This is a genomic window from Pseudonocardia spirodelae, assembly GCF_037727765.1.
Classification (GTDB): Bacteria; Actinomycetota; Actinomycetes; order Mycobacteriales; family Pseudonocardiaceae; genus Pseudonocardia; species Pseudonocardia spirodelae.
The window spans coordinates 109,586-128,091 of sequence record NZ_JBBJUP010000006.1; the positions used below are offsets into that span (position 1 = coordinate 109,586).

Sequence of the window (18,506 nt, forward strand, 5' to 3'; positions counted from 1 at the left end):
GCCGCGGATGGTGCCACCCGGCACCGACGGTGAACGGGCCGCCGTCAGTTGCCGGGCGGCGGACCGCCGGGCCCGCCACCGCCGGGCCCACCGGCGGGCATCGAGCCGCCCGACGGCTCGGTGGTCGTGTCGACGGCCGCGGTGAGCGCGACCGTGTATCCGGTCGCGGGGTCGCCGGTCGTGGTCCCCACCTGCAGCGCGCCGCCGTCGTCGCCGAAGACGTTGTCGGAGGCGAGGGTGACCTGCGAGAGGTTGGTGACCGACTGCTCGTAGCCGGAGGTGGCGTAGACGGCGTCGCAGGCGGCCTGCGGCAGCGCGACCTGGGAGGTGGCGATCGCGTTGCCGGCGTCGGTGATGTCGGCCTGCGACGGGTAGACCTCGAAGTGGACGTGCGGCCACCGGCCGGAGTAGCACGCCGGGAAGATGCTGGTGAAGCGGACCTTCCCGTCGGTCCCGGCGACCTGCACGCCGCGCAGGTAGTTCTCGTTCTCGATGCCCTCGGAGTACAGCGAGTACTTCCCGTCGCGGTCGCAGTGCCAGACGTAGACCGCGGCCCCGGCCATCCCGGCCGCGGCCATGTCGGTGATCGTCAGCTCCAGGGTCATCGGGACGCCCGGGGCCGTGGTGGTGCTCGTGCCGAAGCTGGAGCGGATGTCGCTGCGGACCACGCCGGACTCGGTGAGCACGTTCGCGCCGTTGGACCCGTCGCCCGGGTAGGGCCCGGCGGTCTCGTCGGGGATCTCGCCGGTGCTCGTGGTGGCCGCCGACGACGAGGTCGACGCGGCGCTGCCGCAGGCGACCAGCCCCACGGTGGCGGCGCCGGCGCCGAGCACGGCCAGCATCCGGCGGCGGTCGAACAGCGTGCCGAGGTCGAAGCCGAGGCCCTGGTCGACGACCTCGTCGTCGGGGCGGGGCAGCTCGCGGCCCTGGTAGCGGGGCATCTGTGGTCCTCCGTGTGCGTCGTCGTCCGGAACTGGGACCGACGGTAGGAACCGGACATGGGACGCGGACCGGAGCCGGCTGTGCGTGCGCTGTGAGCGACACGGTAGGCATGGCACATGGCCACCGCGACCGTCCGCCCCGCCACCGACGACGACGTCGGGACGATCATGGCGATCCAGGACCGCACCTGGCGCACCGCGTACGCCGGGCTGCTGCCCGAGGAGGCGTTCGCGAGCCTGGTCTCCGACGCCGCCCGGGACCACTGGGGCGACGCGGTGCACGCCGGTGACGGCTTCCACCTGCTGGTCGCCGCCGAGGGCGCCACGACCGTCGGGTTCTGCGCCGCGGCCCGCTACGCCGGCGCCGACGGTCTGGCGATCGCCGAGGTCAGCACCCTGGTGGTCGAGCCCCGCTGGGGGCGGCGCGGGCACGGGGGGCGGCTGCTGGCCGCGGCCGCGCAGGCGCTGCGCGAGGGCGGCTCGGACACCGGGCGGGCCTGGGTGCCGGAGGCCGACACGGCGTCGCGGGCGTTCTACGCGCGGGCCGGCTGGGAGGCCGACGGCGCCGTCCGCACCCTGGACACCGGGACCTCCACCCTGCGCGAGGTCCGCGTCGCGGGAACGCTGGACCTGCGCCTCACCGCTTCCTGAGCGGGTCCCGGCCGGGCAGGATCGCCCCCGTGACGGCGTACTGGGTCAACACGTTCACCGCGATCCGCGACGAGGACCGGCTGCGGCGCTACGCCCAGCTCGCCGGCCCCGCGATGCGGGCGGCCGGCGGACGGTTCCTCGCCCGGGGCACGCCCGTCGACGTGCTGGAGGGCGGGCCGGGGCTGCGGACGACGATCATCGCCTTCCCGGACGCGGCCGCGGCCCGGGCCGCCTACGAGTCCGACGCCTACCAGGACGCGCTGCGCGTGCTCGGCGACGCCGCGACGCGCGAGATCCGGGTCCTCGACGGCGTCGACGAACCCTGAGCGGCGCCGGTCAGACCAGCCCGAGCAGCGGCTCGAGCCCGATCGTCAGCCCCGGGCGCCCGCGGACGGCGCGCACGGCCATCAGCACCCCGGGCATGAAACTGGTGCGGTTCATCGAGTCGTGGCGCAGCGTGAGGACCTCGCCGTCGGTGCCCAGGACGACCTCCTGGTGCGCGACGAGGCCGGGCATCCGCACGGCGTGCACGTGGACGCCCTCGACGACCGCGCCACGCGCGCCGTGCGGGTCGTCGGTGGTCGCGTCGGGGACCGCGCCGAGCCCGGCGTCGCGACGGGCCTGTCCGATCACCGCGGCGGTGCGGGCCGCGGTGCCGGACGGGGCGTCGACCTTGCCGGCGTGGTGCAGCTCGATGATCTCCGCGGAGTCGAAGAACCGGGCGGCCTGCGCGGCGAAGTGCATCATCAGGACCGCGCCGACACCGAAGTTCGGCGCGACGAGCACGCTGCCCGAGCCGTGCTCGTCGAGGATCGCGCGGACCGCGTCGAAGCGGGCCGCGTCGAACCCGCTGGTGCCGACGACCGGGGCGACCCCGCGCGCCAGGCAGGCGCGGATGTTGTCCAGCGCGGCACCGGGGTGGGTGAAGTCGACGGCGACGTCGGCGCCGTCGAGTGCGGCCAGGTCGTCGCCCGCGTCGAGCGCGGCGACGAGTTCGGTGTCGGGGGCCGCCTCGACCGCCCGGCACACCTCGGACCCCATCCGGCCCTTCGCCCCGAGAACCGCCACCCTGATCGTCACCGTCTCCGCGCTCACGGCGCTCACCCTACGACGAGCCCGCCGATCCACACCGCGACGGCGACCAGACCTGCGGCGAGCTCGATGAGGATGCTCCACCCCACCGCGGTGAGCGCCTCGCGCGCCGAGCGCCAGGCCGTCGCGGCGTCGGGCAGGCGCACCAGCTCGGCCAGCCACACCCCCAGCACGAAGCCCAGGAACAGCCCGACCACCGGCACGACGAAGAACCCGACCGCGCCCAGGACGAGGCCGGCGAACAGGGTCCGGGTCGGTACCCCGGAGGCCTTCAGACGGCGGCCGGGCAGCAGGTACTTCGCGACCTGACCGGCGACCGTCACCAGCACCGTGATGCCGAGCACCCACCAGCCGACGGCGTCGCCGCGCGGCACCGCCCAGACCGCGACCCCGCCGACGATCAGCACCGGGCCGGGCAGCACCGGCAGCACGATCCCGGCGAGCCCGACGGCGATCATCAGTCCGGCGATCACGGCGAGCCCCGTCATGCCGTCCACCCTGCCAGGAGCAGCACCGGCGTGGACACGGTGTGACCCGCCGCCGTCATCATCACGAATGGGTAAACGCTGTGAGCCGGATCTACCGGATTCTGGTACCGCCGTGCCAGCCTCGATGTCACCCGACACAGCGACACCCGCTCACACAGCGGCCTTCCCACCACCCGTGCGTGCCGGTCACCACCGCACCGCGGACGGAGAAAGAGAAGAGCAGCGTTGCTCCGCTACCTCCTGCGCAGGGGCGCCGGGTGGCTCGCGATGATCGTCGTCGCGACCAACCTCGTCTACTTCCTCGCCAACTCCTTCCTCGACCCGCGGGTCAACTACCTGCAGCTGCGGCCCCCGCGGACCGACGAGGAGATCGCCCGCTCGCTCGGCCAGTACAACCTGGACTCGAACGTCCCGGTCCTGCAGCGGTGGTGGACGTGGGTCACCGGGGTCCTCACGCGGTGGGACTGGGGCGCGAGCCCGATCGGTGACCCGGTGAACGACCAGGTCGCGTTCCGCATCGTGGTGTCGGGCCAGCTGGTGTTCTTCTCGCTGCTGCTGGCGATCGTCATCGGCGTCGCGCTCGGGGTGTACTCCGCGCAGCGCCAGTACCGGGTCGGTGACCGGGCCGCGCAGCTGACCTCGGTGCTCACCCTCAACATCCCCTCCGCGGTCGCGGCGCTCGCGGTCGTGTTCGTGGCGATCGCGGTCAACCAGTCCGTCGGCGGGACCCTGTTCTACGTCGCCGGGTCCGAGACCCCGGGCGTCACCGGGTTCTGGCCGCTGCTCGTCGACCGGGCCCAGCACCTGGTGCTGCCGACGGTCTCGCTGCTGCTCATCTCCTACGCCGGCTACCACCTGCTGCAGCGCTCGATGCTGCTCGACGTGGTCAACTCCGACTACGTGCGCACCGCCCGCGCCAAGGGCCTCACCCGCAACCAGGCGATCCGCCGCCACGGGCTGCGGAGCTCGATGATCCCGGTCGCCACCCAGGTCGCGTTCGCGATCCCGGCGCTGTTCACCGGGGCCGTCATCACCGAGAAGATCTTCGCCTGGCAGGGCATGGGCGACTACTTCATCCGCACGATCGCGACCAACGACATCCACGGCGTCGTCGCGACGGCGGCCTTCGGCGCGGTGACGACGGCGGTCGGCGCCATGCTCGCCGACGTCGCCGTCGTCGCCCTCGACCCCCGGGTGCGGGTGAGCTGACATGAGCCTGAACCTCCCCGAGCTCGCCGTCGGCGACGGTGCCGACGCCGCCCCGCCGGCCGTCGCGGCGCCCCGGCGCCGCGGCGGGCGCACCGCGCTGATCTGGCGCCGCTACCGCCGCAACCGGCCCGCGGTCGCCGGGCTCGCCGTGTTCGCCCTGCTGGTGCTGTTCTCGCTGTTCGGCGGCCTGCTCACGCCCTACTCCCACACCGACGTCGACTTCGCCGCGCTGACCGCGGCGCCCTCGCTGGACCACCCGCTGGGCACCACCGCCGGCGGCAACGACGTCTACGCCCAGGCCGTGCACGGCCTGCAGCGCTCCCTCACCATCGCGGTGACGGTCTCGCTGCTGACCACCCTGATCGCGGCGGTCGTCGGCGCCGGGGCCGCCTACCTCGGCGGCGGGCGCGCCTGGGCGCGGCGCGGGGAGCGCGCGCTGCTCACCGTCATCCACTTCCTGATGGTCGTGCCGACGTTCCTGATCCTGGCGCTGGCCTCGCAGTGGGGCTCCGGTGACTACCGGGTCCTGATCCTCGCGCTCACCGTCCTGGGCTGGATGACCACCGCCCGCGTCGTGTGGACCGTCGCGACGACACTGCGCGAGCGCGAGTACGTCGCCGCCGCCCGCTTCATGGGCGTGAGCGGCCCGTCGATCGTGTTCCGCCACCTCATCCCCAACATCGGCTCGCTGCTCATCGTCACCTTCACCCTCAACGTGGTGAACACGGTGCAGAGCGAGACCGCGCTGTCGTTCATCGGCTTCGGCGTGCAGATCCCCGACGTCTCGCTCGGCACGATGCTCGCCGACGGCGGCTCCTCGATGGCCACCGCGCCGTGGATCTTCATCGTCCCGTCGGTGCTGCTGGTGCTGCTGACCGCGTCGCTGGCCTTCGTCGGCGACGGCCTGCGCGACGCCCTCGACCCCACGTCACAGGCAGGAGGCCGGGCATGAGCCCCGCTGTGCCGTCCCCGGTGCTGTCCGTGCGCGACCTGACCGTCGCGTTCCCGTCCGAGGCGGGCCGGGTCGAGGCCGTCCGCGGCGTCGGCTTCGACCTGCTGCCCGGGCGCACCCTCGGGATCGTCGGCGAGTCCGGTTCGGGCAAGTCGGTCACCTCGCTGGCCGTGATGGGCCTGCTGCCCGCGGCGGCCTCGGTCACCGGGTCGATCACGCTCGGCGGGCGCGAGCTCGTCGGGCTGTCCGACACCGCCATGTCGGGGGTCCGCGGCCGCGAGATCGGCATGATCTTCCAGGACCCGCTGTCCTCGCTGACCCCGATCTTCACCGTCGGCGACCAGCTCGTCGAGGCGATGCAGATCCACCGCGACATCGGCCGGACGCAGGCCCGGGAGCGGGCCGTGGAGCTGCTGGACCTCGTCGGCATCCCCGACCCGCGACGCCGCGCGCGCTCGTTCCCGCACGAGTTCTCCGGCGGCATGCGCCAGCGCGTGATGATCGCGATGGCGATCGCGAACGACCCGACCGTGATCATCGCCGACGAGCCGACGACCGCGCTGGACGTCACCGTGCAGGCGCAGATCCTCGACGTGCTCACGGTGGCCCGGCAGGAGACCGGCGCCGCGGTCGTCATGATCACCCACGACCTGGGGGTCGTCGCCGGCGTCGCCGACGACGTGCTGGTCATGTACGCCGGACGACCGGTGGAGACCGCCGGCGTCGACGAGCTGTTCGCCGCACCGCGGATGCCGTACACGATCGGGCTGCTCGGCGCGGTCCCCCGCGTGGACAGCGTCGGGCGGCGCCCGCTCGTCCCGGTGCCGGGCACCCCGCCCGCCCCGACCGAGCTGCCCGCGGGGTGCGCGTTCGCCCCGCGCTGCCCGGTCGCCGTCGACGACTGCCGCACCGGCGAGCCGCCGCTCGTCGCCGTCACCGGACGCGACGCCCACGCCGCGGCCTGCGTGCGGTCCGGCGAGATCACCGACGGTGCGATCGGCGGCGAACCCGTCTTCGCCGTGCCCGACGTCGCGGCCCGCGACGAGGACACCGGCGACCGCGACGCACGCGAGCCCGTCCTCGCGGTGAGCCACCTGCGCCGGACGTTCCCGCTGATGAAGGGCTCGCTGATCCGGCGCCGGGTCGGGACGGTGCACGCCGTGGCCGACGTCGACCTCGACATCCGGCGCGGCGAGACCCTCGGCCTGGTCGGCGAGTCCGGCTGCGGCAAGACGACCACGCTGCTGGAGATCATGAACCTGCGCCCGCCGGAGGGCGGGCGGATCGAGGTCGCGGGCACCGACGTCGCGACCCTGGGCGGACGCGCCGACGTCGCGGCGCTGCGCCGGGAGATCCAGATCGTCTTCCAGGACCCGATGGGCGCCCTGGACCCGCGGATGACCGTCGGCGACATCCTCGCCGAGCCGCTGCGTGCGGCCGGGCGCGCCGACCGGGACACCGTCACCACCCGCGTCGACGAGCTGATGGCCCTGGTCGGGCTGGACCCCGAGCACGTCGACCGGTTCCCCGCCGCGTTCTCCGGCGGGCAGCGCCAGCGCATCGGCATCGCCCGCGCGCTGGCCACCAGCCCGTCGCTGCTGGTCCTCGACGAGCCGGTGTCGGCACTGGACGTCTCGGTGCAGGCGGGGGTGCTGAACCTGCTCGCCGAGCTGCAGCGCGACCTGGGCCTGAGCTACCTGTTCGTCGCGCACGACCTGTCGGTGGTGCGCCACGTCGCCGACCGGGTCGCGGTCATGTACCTGGGCCGGATCGTCGAGTCGGGCGCGGTCGCCGACGTGTTCGGCAACCCCCAGCACCCCTACACCCAGGCCCTGCTCTCGGCGATCCCGGTGCCCGACCCGCGGGTGGAACGCACCCGGCAGCGGGTCGTGCTGTCCGGGGACCTGCCGAGCCCGACCGACGACGCCCCCGGCTGCGCGTTCCTCGGGCGCTGCCCGCTGGCCCGGACGCTGTCGGAGCACGAACGGTCCCGCTGCGCCGGCGAGACCCCGCCGCTGCTGGTCAAGGACGGCGCGAACGAGGCCGACACCGACCACCGCAACGCCTGCCACTTCCGGTGACCACCCTGCTCCCGCCCGGCCGCGACCCGCGGACGGGCCGGGACGTCTGCCCCGTACCGGGGACGAGGAGAAGGAGAGACATGCGCAGACCGATCCGACACGGGGTGACGACCGCCGCGGTCGCGGCCCTGGCCCTGCTGCTGGCGGGCTGCGGCGGGGGCGCCGACGGCCCCGCACAGACCGGGCAGTCCCTGTCGACGACGCCGTCGTTCAACCAGCAGCCCTACGACAACGTGAAGGACGGCGGGCAGGTCACCCTGCCGATGCGTGCCGAGATCACGCCGCAGTTCAACACCTTCCAGGGCGACGGGACGACCGACACCCGGCTGGCCTGGGACTGGTACAACCCGATCATGGTCACCTACACCCCCACCGGTGACCCGCAGTTCAACCCGGACTACATCGTCGAGGCGAAGGAGGCGGAGACCGGCGGCAACACCACCATCACCTACACGCTGAACCCGAAGGCCGTCTTCAACGACGGCACGCCCATCGACTGGCGCGCCTTCGAGTCGACCTGGAAGGCCAACAACGGCTCGAACACCGCCTTCATCGCCAACTCCACGGACGGCTACGACCGCATCACCTCGGTGGCCCGCGGCACCGACGACCGCCAGGCCGTCGTGACCTTCAAGGGCGGCTACGCGGCCTGGCCGGGCCTGTTCAACCAGGTGCTGCACCCGAAGGCCGCCACGCCGGACGCCTACAACAAGGGCTACCTGAACAGCCCGCACCCCGAGTGGGGCGCCGGGCCGTACGCACTGACGAACTTCGACAAGCAGAACGCGACGCTCACCTTCGAGCGGAACCCGAAGTGGTGGGGCAAGAAGGGCAAGCTCGACAAGGTCACCCTGGTCGCGATGGAGCAGCAGGCCAAGGTCAACGCCTTCCGCAACGGCCAGCTCGACGCGACCGAGGCCGAGACCGCCGACTTCCTGGCCCAGGCCCGCACCGCGCCCGGCGCCGACATCCGGATCTCCGGACGCCCGTCCAGCTACCTGATGACCTTCAACAGCACGGCCCCGGCGCTCAGGGAGCTGCCGGTGCGCAAGGCGCTGATGCAGGCCGTCGACCGCAGCCAGCTGACCCAGATCGCGTTCCAGGGCATGAATTACACCGAGGACCCGCTCGGCTCGCTGGTGAACAAGCCCTACCAGGAGGGCTACGAGGACAACGTCGCCGCGAGCATCGGCGGCTTCGACCCCGAGGCGGCCAAGCAGGGCCTCGACGCGGCCGGCTGGACTCCCGGCCCCGACGGCATCCGGGCGAAGAACGGCCAGCGGCTCGCCGTGAGCTACGTGCAGACCGGTGACTCCCCGACCAAGCGGGCCACCTCGGGCGCGCTGGTCGCGATGATGAAGAACGTCGGCGCCGACCTGCAGGTGCGCCAGGTCCCGTCCGCCCAGTTCGCGACGGTGCTCGCCAACAAGGAGTTCGACCTGCTGATCTCCGGCTTCTTCTCCTACGACCCGTACGGCGTCGCCGGCATCTGCCAGCTGTACTGCTCGGACTCCCAGCTGAACCTCTCCGGCACCGGGACCCCGCAGCTGGACACCGAGCTGCGCGCCATCGCGGACCTGCCGACGCTGCCCGAGCAGAACACCGCCGGCAACGCGGCGGAGAAGAAGGCGCTGGCCACCTACGGCCTGCTGCCGATCTACTCCGGCCCCGAGGTCTGGGCGACCAAGCCCGGTCTGGCGAACTTCGGCGCCGACATCTTCGGCAAGCCGCTGCCGGAGACCGTGGGCTGGCAGAACGGCTCCTGACCCGCGACACCCCACCGGAGCACCGACGAGCCCCGGACCCGCACCGGGTCCGGGGCTCCGCCCCATCTCCCCCTCCCCGCCGCTCCCAGGGGCACCCTCGTCGCGCTCTAAGCCACGAGAGTGCCCCTGGGAGCAGCACGGGGTGGTGGCGAGCGGGCGCGGAGCGCTCCGTCAGGCCAGGTCGCGCAGCGGGGCGGGGAGGTCGTCGAGCTCCTCGTAGGGACCGACGACGGCCCCGGTCAGCGGCTGGGCCAGCAGCTCCGCCGCCATCGTCGCGACCTCGCCGGGCGTGACGGCGTCGATCCGCGCCAGGCTGTCGGCCAGCGACCGCTGACGGCCGTGGTCGAGCTCGGCGCGCCCGAGCCGGTTCATCCGCGACGCGGTGTCCTCGCAGCCCAGCACGAGCCCCCCGCGCAGCGCGCACTTCGCGCGGACGACCTCGGCCTCGGTCAGCCCGTCGGACGCGACCTGCGCGAGCACGTCCCGCACGACGGCGACGACCTCCCCGAGCCGCTCCGGTGCGCAGCCGGCGTAGACCGACAGGGCGCCGGCGTCGGCGTAGCGCACGGTCGAGGAGTACACCTGGTACGCCAGCCCGCGCTGCTCGCGGACCTGCTGGAACAGCCGCGAGGACAGGCCGCCGCCCAGGGCGGTGTTCAGCACGGCGAGCACCGGGCGCCCGGCGCCGGCGCGGCCCTCGGTCGGCACCCCGAGCATCACGTGCGCCTGCTCGGACTCGTCGTCCTGCAGGCCGAGCGCGCCGGTGCGGACGGGCCGCACCCCGGTCGCGGTGCGCGGCGGCACCGGACGGGCACCACCGTGCGCGCGGGCGGCCGGGGCCAGGGCGGCCGCGACGAGCTCCGCGACGTGCGAGTGGTCCAGGTTCCCCGCCGCGGCGACGACCATCCGCGGCGCGGTGTACTCGCCCCGCCAGAAGGTGTGCAGCGTGTCCCGGCTCATCGCCCGGATCGACTCCTCGGAGCCGATCACCGGACGCCCGAGCGGGTGGTCGCCGAACAGCGTCTCGTCGAACAGGTCGCCGAGCAGGTCCTCGGGGTCGTCGTCGCGCATCGAGATCTCCTCGAGCACGACGCCGCGTTCCAGCTCGACGTCGGTGTGCGCGAGCTCCGCGTCGGTGACGACGTCGGCGAGCACGTCCACCGCGAGCGCCACGTCGGTGTCGAGGACGTGGGCGTAGTAGCAGGTGTGCTCCTTCGCGGTGAACGCGTTGAGCTCACCGCCGACCGCGTCCATCTCCTCGGCGATGCCCGCCGCGGTGCGCCGCCGGGTGCCCTTGAACAGCAGGTGCTCCAGGAAGTGCGCGGCCCCGGCCTGCTCGCCGGACTCGTCGACCGAGCCGATGCCGATCCAGATCCCCAGGGCGACCGAGCGGACGCCGGGCACCCGCTCGGTGACGAGCCGGACCCCGCCGGGCAGGTCGCTGCGGCGGACCGTGTCGTCGTCGGGGACCGACGGTGCGGACACACGGGCGGCGGCCCGGGACTGCTCCCGGGCCGCCGCAGCGTGGTCGTTCTCCAGAGCCAAGGTCAGCTCGGGTTCGCGGCCTCGGCCGGGGTGTCCTCGGACACCGCGCCGTCGGCCGGGGCGGACTCGTCGGAGCCCTCCTGGACCGGGACCAGCGAGATCTTGCCGCGGTTGTCGATGTCGGTGACCTCGACGCGGAGCTTGTCGCCGACCTTGACGACGTCCTCGACCTTGCCGATCCGCTTCCCGTTGCCGAGCTTCGAGATGTGGACCAGGCCGTCCTTGCCGGGGACCAGCGAGACGAAGGCACCGAACGCGGCGGCCTTGACCACCGTGCCCAGGAACCGCTCGCCGACCTTCGGCAGCTGCGGGTTGGCGATCGCGTTGATCATGCCGATCGCCTCCTCCGCGGAGGGGCCGTCGTTGGCGCCGACGTAGATCGTGCCGTCGTCCTCGATCGAGATGTCGGCACCGGTCTTCTCGGTGATCGAGTTGATCATCTTGCCCTTCGGGCCGATGACCTCGCCGATCTTGTCGACCGGGACCTTCACCGCGGTGACGCGCGGCGCGTACTTGCTCATCTCGTCCGGGCCGTCGATGGCCTCGCCGATCACCTCGAGGATGGTCAGGCGGGCGTCGCGGGCCTGGTTCAGCGCGGCGGCGAGCACCTCGGACGGGATGCCGTCGAGCTTGGTGTCCAGCTGCAGCGCGGTGACGAACTCCTTGGTGCCGGCGACCTTGAAATCCATGTCGCCGAACGCGTCCTCCGCGCCCAGGATGTCGGTCAGCGCGACGTAGCGGGTCTGCCCGTCGACCTCGTCGGAGACGAGACCCATCGCGATGCCGGCGACCGGCGCCTTCAGCGGCACACCGGCGTTGAGCAGCGACATCGTGGACGCGCAGACCGAGCCCATCGAGGTCGAGCCGTTCGAGCCGAGGGCCTCGGACACCTGCCGGATCGCGTAGGGGAACTCCTCGCGGGTCGGCAGGACCGGGACCAGCGCACGCTCGGCGAGCGCGCCGTGGCCGATCTCGCGCCGCTTCGGCGAGCCGACGCGGCCGGTCTCGCCGGTCGAGAACGGCGGGAAGTTGTAGTGGTGCAGGTAGCGCTTGGTCGTCTCCGGGCCGAGGGAGTCGATCGTCTGCTCCATGCGGAGCATGTTCAGCGTGGTGACACCCATGATCTGGGTCTCGCCGCGCTCGAACAGCGCCGAGCCGTGCGCCCGCGGGACGACCTCGACCTCGGCCGACAGCGGCCGAATGTCGGTGAGGCCGCGGCCGTCGATCCGGACCTGGTCGGTCAGGATGCGGCGGCGGATCAGCTTCTTGTTCAGCGCGCGGAACGCGTTGCCGAGCTCGGCCTCGCGACCCTCGAAGCGCTCGCCGAGCTTCTCCAGCACCGAGGCCTTGACCTCGTCGGTCTTCGACTCGCGCTCCTGCTTGCCGGCGATGGTCAGCGCCTGCGCCAGCTCCTGCTCGACGGCCTCGGAGACCGCCTCGAAGGCGTCGGCCTGGTAGGCCGGGAACACCGGGTAGTCGGCGGTCGGCTTGGCGGCGACGTCGGCCAGCTGCTGCTGGGCGATGCACAGCGAGCGGATGAACGGCTTCGCGGCCTCGAGGCCGTCGGCCACGACGCCCTCGGTCGGCGCGGAGGCGCCGCCGGCGACGAGCTCGATGGTGTTCTCGGTGGCCTCGGCCTCGACCATCATGATCGCGACGTCGTCGCCGACGACCCGGCCCGCGACGACCATGTCGAACGCGGCGCGCTCGAGCTGGTCGTGCGTCGGGAACGCCACCCACTGGGTGTCGGTGCCGGTCTCGTTCGCGACCAGGGCGACGCGGACGCCGCCGACCGGGCCGGAGAACGGCAGGCCGGCGAGCTGGGTGGACGCCGACGCGGCGTTGATCGCCACGACGTCGTAGGGGTCCTTCGGGTCCAGCGACATGACCGTCACGACGACCTGGACCTCGTTGCGCAGGCCGTCGACGAACGACGGGCGCAGCGGGCGGTCGATGAGGCGGCAGGTCAGGATCGCGTCGGTGCCCGGGCGGCCCTCGCGGCGGAAGAACGAGCCGGGGATCCGGCCCGCGGCGTACATCCGCTCCTCGACGTCCACCGTGAGCGGGAAGAAGTCGAACTGGTCCTTCGGCCGCTTCGAGGCGGTCGTGGCGGACAGCAGCATGGTCTCGTCGTCGAGGTACGCGACGACGGACCCGGCGGCCTGGCGGGCGAGCCGGCCGGTCTCGAACCGGACGGTGCGGGTGCCGTAGGTGCCGTTGTCGATGACGGCGGTGCTCTCGTGCACGCCGTCCTCGGAGATGACGTCAGTCATTCGGGGGTGTTCTCCTCGTCGTTGGGAGTGGTCTTCGTCTACCCCCGCCACCGTGACGCCGGATCGCGTCCCCTGCTGGGCCGGTCTTCGATCGAAGCCTCCGGCCGCGCGTCGCGCTCCGGGGGCCACTACCGAGGACCGGCGGACCGCCGGTCGTCCCGCGTGGCGGGCTCTGTTCAGTTGTGTCGCTCGTGGGTGTCGCTTCTACGGAACGACCCGGCACCGGGATCCGGTGCCGGGTCGTCCCGGGCGGGTCAGCGGCGCAGACCCAGCTTCTCGATCAGCGCGCGGTAGCGGGCGACGTCCACCTCGCGCAGGTACTTGAGCAGCCGGCGACGACGACCGACCAGCAGCAGCAGGCCGCGCCGGCTGTGGTGGTCGTGCTTGTGCTGCTTCAGGTGCTCGGTCAGACCGATGATGCGCTGCGTCAGCAGCGCCACCTGGGCCTCGGGGGACCCGGTGTCGGTGGCGTGGGTGCCGTACTTCTCGAGCGTGCTCTTCTTGTCGGCGGTGGTCAGGGCCACTGCTCACTCCTTCATCATCGAGACGGTCCGTGGGGCCGTGCCGTCCGGCGATCCCGGGGAGCTCCCCGGTGGGACGGCAGGAAGTCGGTCGCGGCCGCCACGGACTGCAGCCGGACCCAGCACGAAACGGTACCAGCGACGGGTCCGCGCCCCGTGCCCGCCCCGGGCTCAGCGGCGCCCGCCCGCGGCGCGGCGCAGCACCTCGGCGATCTCGGGGAACGACGGCGACAGCTCCGCCGCCGCGGCGACCAGCCGGGCCGGGGCGCTCACCCCGCGCAGCGCGTCCTCCGCCGTCGGCTCCGCCGCCGCCCGCCGCGGGTGCGGCACCCCGGGCCCCGGCGCGGGGTCCCCGCAGCGGCACGCCGCGGGCGGCCCGGCGGTACCCGTGTCGCGCACCCGGGCGAGCAGCGGGTCGCGCTCGGCGTCGGGGACCGGGCCGTGGGCGAGCCTGCGGTCGAGCACGGCCATGCGGCCCAGCACGGCCGGATCGCCGATCTTGACCCGGCGCCCGCCCGCGAGCTGCGAGAGCATCGCCGGGCTGAGCCCGACGGTGGCGGCGAGCCGGGCCTGGGTGATGCCCAGCCCGGTGGTCAGCCGCCGGATGCGCTCGTCGAGGGACTCGCCGTAGATCGCCCGTTGCCGGTCGCGGTTGCGGCTGATCTCCTGCGCCACCTGCTCGGCGGCCGACCGGTCGTCCATGCCGGCCAGCCTGTCCGGCGGGACCGGTGCGGCACGGCGGATCGGGCCCGGCAGGGGGTTTCCACCTAGTCCGTGCCGTTCGGCCGCGCCGCTCCGGTGTCGTCGGGCCCGGTCGCGTCGCCGGTGGCGGTGAGGATCGCGCGGCAGGTGTCGACGTCGCGGCCCATCTGCTCGACCAGGGCCTCGATGCCGTCGTAGTGCTCCTGGCCGCGCAGCCGCTCGACGAACTCGACGCCGACCTCGTGGCCGTAGAAGTTCTCGTCGACGTCGAGGACGTAGACCTCGACCGTCCGCACCCGCCCGGAGAACGTGGGGTTGGTGCCGACCGAGATCGCGCCCATCAGGCGGCGGCCGCCGATGCGGAACCAGCCGGCGTAGACGCCGTCGGCGGGAATCGCGGCGTGCGGCGGGCCGGCGACGTTCGCCGTCGGGTAGCCGAGGTCGCGGCCGCGCTTGTGACCGTGCACGATCACGCCGTCGACGCGGTGCCAGCGACCCAGCGCGTGCGCGGCGTCGCGGACGGCGCCGGCGTCGATGCAGGACCGGATGTAGGTCGAGGAGAACGTGACCTCGCGGTCGGAGACCAGGTCGAGCGCCTCGCAGGCGAACCCGAAGCGGCGCCCCAGCTCGGCCAGGGTGGCGACGTCGCCGGCGGCCTTGTGGCCGAAGGTGAAGTTGCTGCCGACCACCACGACCGCGGCGTGCAGCCGGTCGACCAGTACCTCGTGGGCGAAACCGGCGGGGGCCATCCGCGAGAGCGCCTCGGTGAACGGGATGACGCAGAAGACGTCGGCACCGGCCTCGGCGACGAGCTCGGCCCGCCTGTCCAGCGTGGACAGCCGCGCCGGGTGCGTGCCGGGGCGGACCAGCTCGGCCGGGTGCGGGTCGAAGGTCACGACGACGGCGGGCAGCCCGCGCTCACGGGCCCGCTCGACCGCACGGGTGATCAGCTGCCGGTGGCCGCGGTGGACGCCGTCGAACACCCCGACGGTGACGACGGACCGGCCCCAGCCGGGCGGGACGGCCTCCAGACCTCGCCAGCGCTGCACGGGCGCGAGCCTAGGCGAACCGGCCCGGCGCACGCGCGGGGGGCGCCCGGTCGGGGCGGGTCAGCCCGCCGGGGCGAGCACGACGACCGGACGCGCGGTGGTCCCCCGGTCGGCCATCAGCGCCAGCGCCGCGCCGTCCGGGGCGAACACGCCGTAGACGCCGTCGATCCCGGCCGCGGGCAGCGACCGGCCGAAGCGGACGTCGGCGGCGGCCTCGTCGCCGAGGTCGACCCGCGGGAACGCGGTCGCGACGGCGGCGGCGAGGTCGAGCGAGAGCCCCGGCTCCCCCGCGAGCTGTTCCACGGTGCGGGCGTGGTCGAGGGTGAACGGGCCGACCCGGGTGCGGCGCAGCGCGGTGAGGTGCCCGCCGGAGCCGAGGGCGGCGCCGAGGTCGCGCGCGAGCGCGCGGACGTAGGTGCCCGAGGAGCACGCGACGGCGACGTCGAGGTCGGTCCACGGGCCGTCGCGGCGCACGGCGAGCAGGTCGAACGCCGAGACGGTCACCGGGCGGGCGGGGATCTCGACGGTCTCGCCGTCGCGGACCCGCTGGTAGGCGCGCTTCCCGTCGATCTTCACGGCCGAGACGGCGCTGGGGACCTGCATGATCTCCCCGGTGAGGGCGGCCATCGCGTCCCGGATGCGGGGCTCGTCGGCGGCCACCGGGACGTGCTCGCCGACGGGCTCGCCCTCGGCGTCGTCGGTGTCGGTGGCCTGCCCGAGCCGCACGGTCGCGGTGTAGGCCTTCGTGTCGAGGGACAGGTGCCCGAGCAGCTTGGTCGCGCGCTCGATCCCGACGACCAGCACGCCGGTCGCCATCGGGTCCAGCGTGCCGGCGTGGCCGACCTTGCGGGTACCCATGATCCGGCGCAGCCTCCCCACGACGTCGTGGCTGGTCGGGCCGCGGTCCTTGTCGACGATCACGAGTCCGGGCGGCGGCGGGGGCGTACGGGGCGGCACCCACGCACGCTAACGCGCGAGCCGGTACCCGACCCCGCGCACCGTCACCACGACGTCGCGGGCGCCGAGCTTGGACCGCAGCGACGCGACGTGCGCCTCCAGCGTGCGGGCCGCGGAGGCGTCGGCGATGCCCCACACCTGCTCCAGCAGCTCGCTGCGGGGCAGCACCGCGCCCTCGCGGCGCGCGAGCGCGGCGAGCAGGTCGAACTCCTTGCGGGTGAGCGCGACGGCGGCGCCGCCCGCGGTGACCGCGCGCCGGTCGAGGTCGACGACGACGTCGCCGACCGTCACCGTCGCGGCGACCGCGGCGCCGGTCGCGCGGCGCAGGACGGCCTCGATCCGCGCCACGAGCTCGTCGGTGGAGACCGGCTTGACCAGGTAGTCGTCGGCGCCCGAACGCAGGCCCTGCACCCGGGCGGCGACGTCGCCGCGTCCGGTGATCGCCAGGATCGGCACCCGGGAACGCTCCCGGATCTCCCGGCAGACGCCGATGCCGTCGCGGTCGGGCAGGCCCATGTCGAGCAGCACGACGTCGGGCTCGCGCGCGGCGACGGCGGCGATCGCCGCGGTCCCGCTGGTGACGAGTTCGGTCGGGTAGCCCTGGCGGTCGAGGCTGCGTCGCAGCGCGTCGCCGAGCACGGCGTCGTCCTCGACCAGCAGCACCCGCACGCGGCCAACCCTAGTCATGATTCCTCAAAGGTTCCTCAAACCCGCCCCCGGCGCTGTTGCCGCACGACACGACGGGGCCCCATGGTTTCGGCACCGAACACGTCGAGGAGGACGGTCATGGCCGAGGTCGCCAACGCAGACGGCTCCACCGGGACGGGGGCACCCCCCGCCCGGCGCAAGAGGAAGGTCTACACCCAGCTCTGGTTCTGGGTGATCATCGGAATCGTCGGCGGCGCCCTCGTCGGCTGGCTCGCCCCCGACATCGGCAAGAGCACCAAGTGGCTGGCCGACGGATTCATCCAGATGATCAAGGTGATCGTCGGCCCGGTCATCTTCTGCACCGTCGTCGTCGGCATCGCCTCGATCGGCAACCTGGCCCGTGCCGGCGGCCTCGCGGTGCGCGCACTCGGCTACTTCTTGGCCGCCACGGCCGTCGCGCTGACGATCGGCCTGCTCGCCGCCAACATCTTCGCGCCGGGCGCCGGCTTCACCGGCACCCCGTCCGCCGCGGACCTGGCGCGGGCCCAGGGCCAGATCGACACCGGCTCGGCCTCGGGCCAGGAGGGTCTCGTCGGCTTCCTCCTCGACGACGTGCTGCCCACCAGCTTCCTGGCGCCGTTCGTCGACAACGAGATCCTGCGCGTGCTCGTGCTCGCGGTCCTCACCGCCTGCGCCGTCTCCGGCCTGACCCCGGCGCTGCGTGAGCGGGTCGTCGGTTCGATCGACACCATCGCCAAGGTCATCTTCGGCATCATCAAGCTGATCATGTGGGCGGCGCCGATCGCCGCGTTCGGCGGCATGGCCTACACCGTGGCCGCGTTCGGCGCGTCGTCGCTGACGAACCTGCTGCAGCTGATGGCCGTGTTCTGGGGCACCTGCCTGTTCTTCGTGGTGGTGGTCCTGGGCGGGGTGTCCGCACTCGCCGGGTTCAACATCTTCAAGGTCGTCCGCCTCATCAAGGACGAGCTGCTGATCATTCTCGGCACGTCGTCCTCGGAGTCGGTGCTGCCCCGCCTGCTGACCAAGCTCGAGGCGGCGGGCGCGTCGAAGCAGACGGTCGGCATGGTCATCCCGACCGGCTACTCGTTCAACCTCGACGGCACCTGCATCTACCTGACACTGGGCGCGCTGTTCATCGCCCAGGCCGGCGGCGAGACCCTGCCGATCGGCCTGCAGATCGGCCTGGCACTGCTGATGGTCCTGACCTCCAAGGGCGCCGCGGGCATCACCGGCGCCGGCCTGGTCACCCTGTCGGCGTCGCTGCAGGCCTTCGGCGGGGAGTTCTTCACCCCCGAGGCGATCGCCATCGGCATCGCGGTCATCATCGGCATCGACCGCGTGATGTCCGAGGGCCGGGCCCTGACCAACTGCATCGGCAACGTCGTCGCGACCCTGGTCATCGCCCGGTGGAACGGCGAGCTGGACCGCGACCGGCTGTCCGCCGTGCTCGACGACCCGAAGCTCGTCGACGCGGCCATGGAGGCCGAGCACGGGTCGGCCCCGGCGGCCACCGACGCGTCCGCGCAGACCGTCGCGGACGACGACCGCACCAAGGTCGGCGCCGGGTCCTGACCCGGCCCTCCTCCCCGACGATGACGACGGCCCCGCGG

General features: G+C 73.4%; 17 protein-coding genes. 7 read left to right on the plus strand and 10 right to left on the minus strand.

Annotated features, from left to right (window positions below):
- Window positions 1-44 precede the first annotated feature (44 nt).
- Window positions 45-941, minus strand: a complete 897-nt coding sequence (locus WJX68_RS09160) for a dioxygenase family protein (protein WP_340288056.1) — start codon at window positions 939-941, stop codon at window positions 45-47.
- Window positions 942-1,058: 117 nt separating this feature from the next.
- Here WJX68_RS09160 and WJX68_RS09165 point away from each other — a divergent pair, with 117 nt between their 5' ends.
- Together WJX68_RS09165 and WJX68_RS09170 are read left to right on the plus strand one after the other, a co-directional pair.
- Window positions 1,059-1,592, plus strand: coding sequence for a GNAT family N-acetyltransferase (locus WJX68_RS09165; RefSeq protein WP_340288059.1), 534 nt, complete (start codon window positions 1,059-1,061; stop codon window positions 1,590-1,592).
- A gap of 29 nt (window positions 1,593-1,621) precedes the next feature.
- Window positions 1,622-1,918: a DUF1330 domain-containing protein gene (locus WJX68_RS09170; protein ID WP_340288061.1), complete on the plus strand. Its 297-nt coding sequence runs from the start codon at window positions 1,622-1,624 to the stop codon at window positions 1,916-1,918.
- Window positions 1,919-1,928: 10 nt separating this feature from the next.
- On the opposite strand, the gene dapB is transcribed toward WJX68_RS09170, so the two are convergent.
- Together dapB and WJX68_RS09180 are read right to left on the minus strand one after the other, a co-directional pair.
- Window positions 1,929-2,696, minus strand: coding sequence for a 4-hydroxy-tetrahydrodipicolinate reductase (gene dapB / locus WJX68_RS09175; RefSeq protein ID WP_422785678.1), 768 nt, complete (start codon window positions 2,694-2,696; stop codon window positions 1,929-1,931).
- The gene (locus tag WJX68_RS09180) at window positions 2,693-3,172 is read right to left on the minus strand and encodes a DUF456 domain-containing protein (protein ID WP_340288067.1); all 480 of its coding nucleotides are present in this window, start codon (window positions 3,170-3,172) and stop codon (window positions 2,693-2,695) included. The genes dapB and WJX68_RS09180 overlap by 4 nt, the downstream gene beginning before the upstream one ends.
- A 225-nt stretch (window positions 3,173-3,397) precedes the next feature.
- On the opposite strand from WJX68_RS09180, the gene WJX68_RS09185 reads away from it, so the two are divergent.
- The 4 genes from WJX68_RS09185 to WJX68_RS09200 all read left to right on the plus strand — a co-directional run bounded on the left by WJX68_RS09185 (window position 3,398) and on the right by WJX68_RS09200 (window position 9,180).
- On the plus strand, window positions 3,398-4,381 hold the full coding sequence (locus WJX68_RS09185; RefSeq protein WP_340288070.1) for an ABC transporter permease: 984 nt from the start codon (window positions 3,398-3,400) through the stop codon (window positions 4,379-4,381).
- 1 nt (window position 4,382) lies between these two features.
- Window positions 4,383-5,333, plus strand: coding sequence for an ABC transporter permease (locus tag WJX68_RS09190; RefSeq protein WP_340288073.1), 951 nt, complete (start codon window positions 4,383-4,385; stop codon window positions 5,331-5,333).
- Window positions 5,330-7,414, plus strand: a complete 2,085-nt coding sequence (locus tag WJX68_RS09195; RefSeq protein WP_340288076.1) for an ABC transporter ATP-binding protein — start codon at window positions 5,330-5,332, stop codon at window positions 7,412-7,414. The genes WJX68_RS09190 and WJX68_RS09195 overlap by 4 nt, the downstream gene beginning before the upstream one ends.
- An 80-nt stretch (window positions 7,415-7,494) precedes the next feature.
- Entirely contained in the window at window positions 7,495-9,180 is a 1,686-nt protein-coding gene (locus tag WJX68_RS09200) for an ABC transporter family substrate-binding protein (RefSeq protein ID WP_340288079.1), read from the plus strand.
- Between the two features lie 171 nt (window positions 9,181-9,351).
- On the opposite strand, the gene WJX68_RS09205 is transcribed toward WJX68_RS09200, so the two are convergent.
- The 7 genes from WJX68_RS09205 to WJX68_RS09235 form a co-directional block, all read right to left on the minus strand.
- Window positions 9,352-10,725 carry a M16 family metallopeptidase gene (locus WJX68_RS09205; protein ID WP_422785679.1) on the minus strand — a complete coding sequence of 458 codons (1,374 nt, stop codon included), beginning with the start codon at window positions 10,723-10,725 and terminating at the stop codon, window positions 9,352-9,354.
- Between the two features lie 2 nt (window positions 10,726-10,727).
- A complete protein-coding gene (locus tag WJX68_RS09210) occupies window positions 10,728-12,998 on the minus strand; it encodes a polyribonucleotide nucleotidyltransferase (RefSeq protein WP_340288082.1) in 2,271 nt (756 codons plus the stop codon).
- Between the two features lie 254 nt (window positions 12,999-13,252).
- Window positions 13,253-13,522, minus strand: coding sequence for a 30S ribosomal protein S15 (gene rpsO / locus WJX68_RS09215; RefSeq protein WP_340288085.1), 270 nt, complete (start codon window positions 13,520-13,522; stop codon window positions 13,253-13,255).
- A gap of 168 nt (window positions 13,523-13,690) precedes the next feature.
- Window positions 13,691-14,221, minus strand: coding sequence for a helix-turn-helix domain-containing protein (locus WJX68_RS09220; protein WP_340288087.1), 531 nt, complete (start codon window positions 14,219-14,221; stop codon window positions 13,691-13,693).
- Window positions 14,222-14,286: 65 nt separating this feature from the next.
- Window positions 14,287-15,270 (minus strand): bifunctional riboflavin kinase/FAD synthetase, encoded by a 984-nt coding sequence (locus WJX68_RS09225; protein WP_340288089.1) that lies wholly within the window; start codon window positions 15,268-15,270, stop codon window positions 14,287-14,289.
- A 60-nt stretch (window positions 15,271-15,330) separates the two neighbouring features.
- Window positions 15,331-16,227: a tRNA pseudouridine(55) synthase TruB gene (truB, locus tag WJX68_RS09230; protein ID WP_340288092.1), complete on the minus strand. Its 897-nt coding sequence runs from the start codon at window positions 16,225-16,227 to the stop codon at window positions 15,331-15,333.
- 9 nt (window positions 16,228-16,236) lie between these two features.
- The gene (locus WJX68_RS09235; RefSeq protein WP_340288095.1) at window positions 16,237-16,896 is read right to left on the minus strand and encodes a response regulator transcription factor; all 660 of its coding nucleotides are present in this window, start codon (window positions 16,894-16,896) and stop codon (window positions 16,237-16,239) included.
- 117 nt (window positions 16,897-17,013) lie between these two features.
- Here WJX68_RS09235 and WJX68_RS09240 point away from each other — a divergent pair, with 117 nt between their 5' ends.
- On the plus strand, window positions 17,014-18,468 hold the full coding sequence (locus WJX68_RS09240; RefSeq protein WP_340288098.1) for a cation:dicarboxylate symporter family transporter: 1,455 nt from the start codon (window positions 17,014-17,016) through the stop codon (window positions 18,466-18,468).
- Window positions 18,469-18,506 lie beyond the last annotated feature (38 nt).

Coding starts and splice junctions, on each gene's coding strand:
- WJX68_RS09220 (WP_340288087.1), bottom strand. CDS start 14,221: ATGGACGACCGGTCGGCCGCCGAGCAGGTGGCGCAGGAGATCAGCCGC.
- WJX68_RS09165 (WP_340288059.1), top strand. CDS start 1,059: ATGGCCACCGCGACCGTCCGCCCCGCCACCGACGACGACGTCGGGACG.
- WJX68_RS09195 (WP_340288076.1), top strand. CDS start 5,330: ATGAGCCCCGCTGTGCCGTCCCCGGTGCTGTCCGTGCGCGACCTGACC.
- WJX68_RS09240 (WP_340288098.1), top strand. CDS start 17,014: ATGGCCGAGGTCGCCAACGCAGACGGCTCCACCGGGACGGGGGCACCC.
- WJX68_RS09160 (WP_340288056.1), bottom strand. CDS start 941: ATGCCCCGCTACCAGGGCCGCGAGCTGCCCCGCCCCGACGACGAGGTC.
- WJX68_RS09180 (WP_340288067.1), bottom strand. CDS start 3,172: ATGACGGGGCTCGCCGTGATCGCCGGACTGATGATCGCCGTCGGGCTC.
- WJX68_RS09200 (WP_340288079.1), top strand. CDS start 7,495: ATGCGCAGACCGATCCGACACGGGGTGACGACCGCCGCGGTCGCGGCC.
- WJX68_RS09190 (WP_340288073.1), top strand. CDS start 4,383: ATGAGCCTGAACCTCCCCGAGCTCGCCGTCGGCGACGGTGCCGACGCC.
- WJX68_RS09210 (WP_340288082.1), bottom strand. CDS start 12,998: ATGACTGACGTCATCTCCGAGGACGGCGTGCACGAGAGCACCGCCGTC.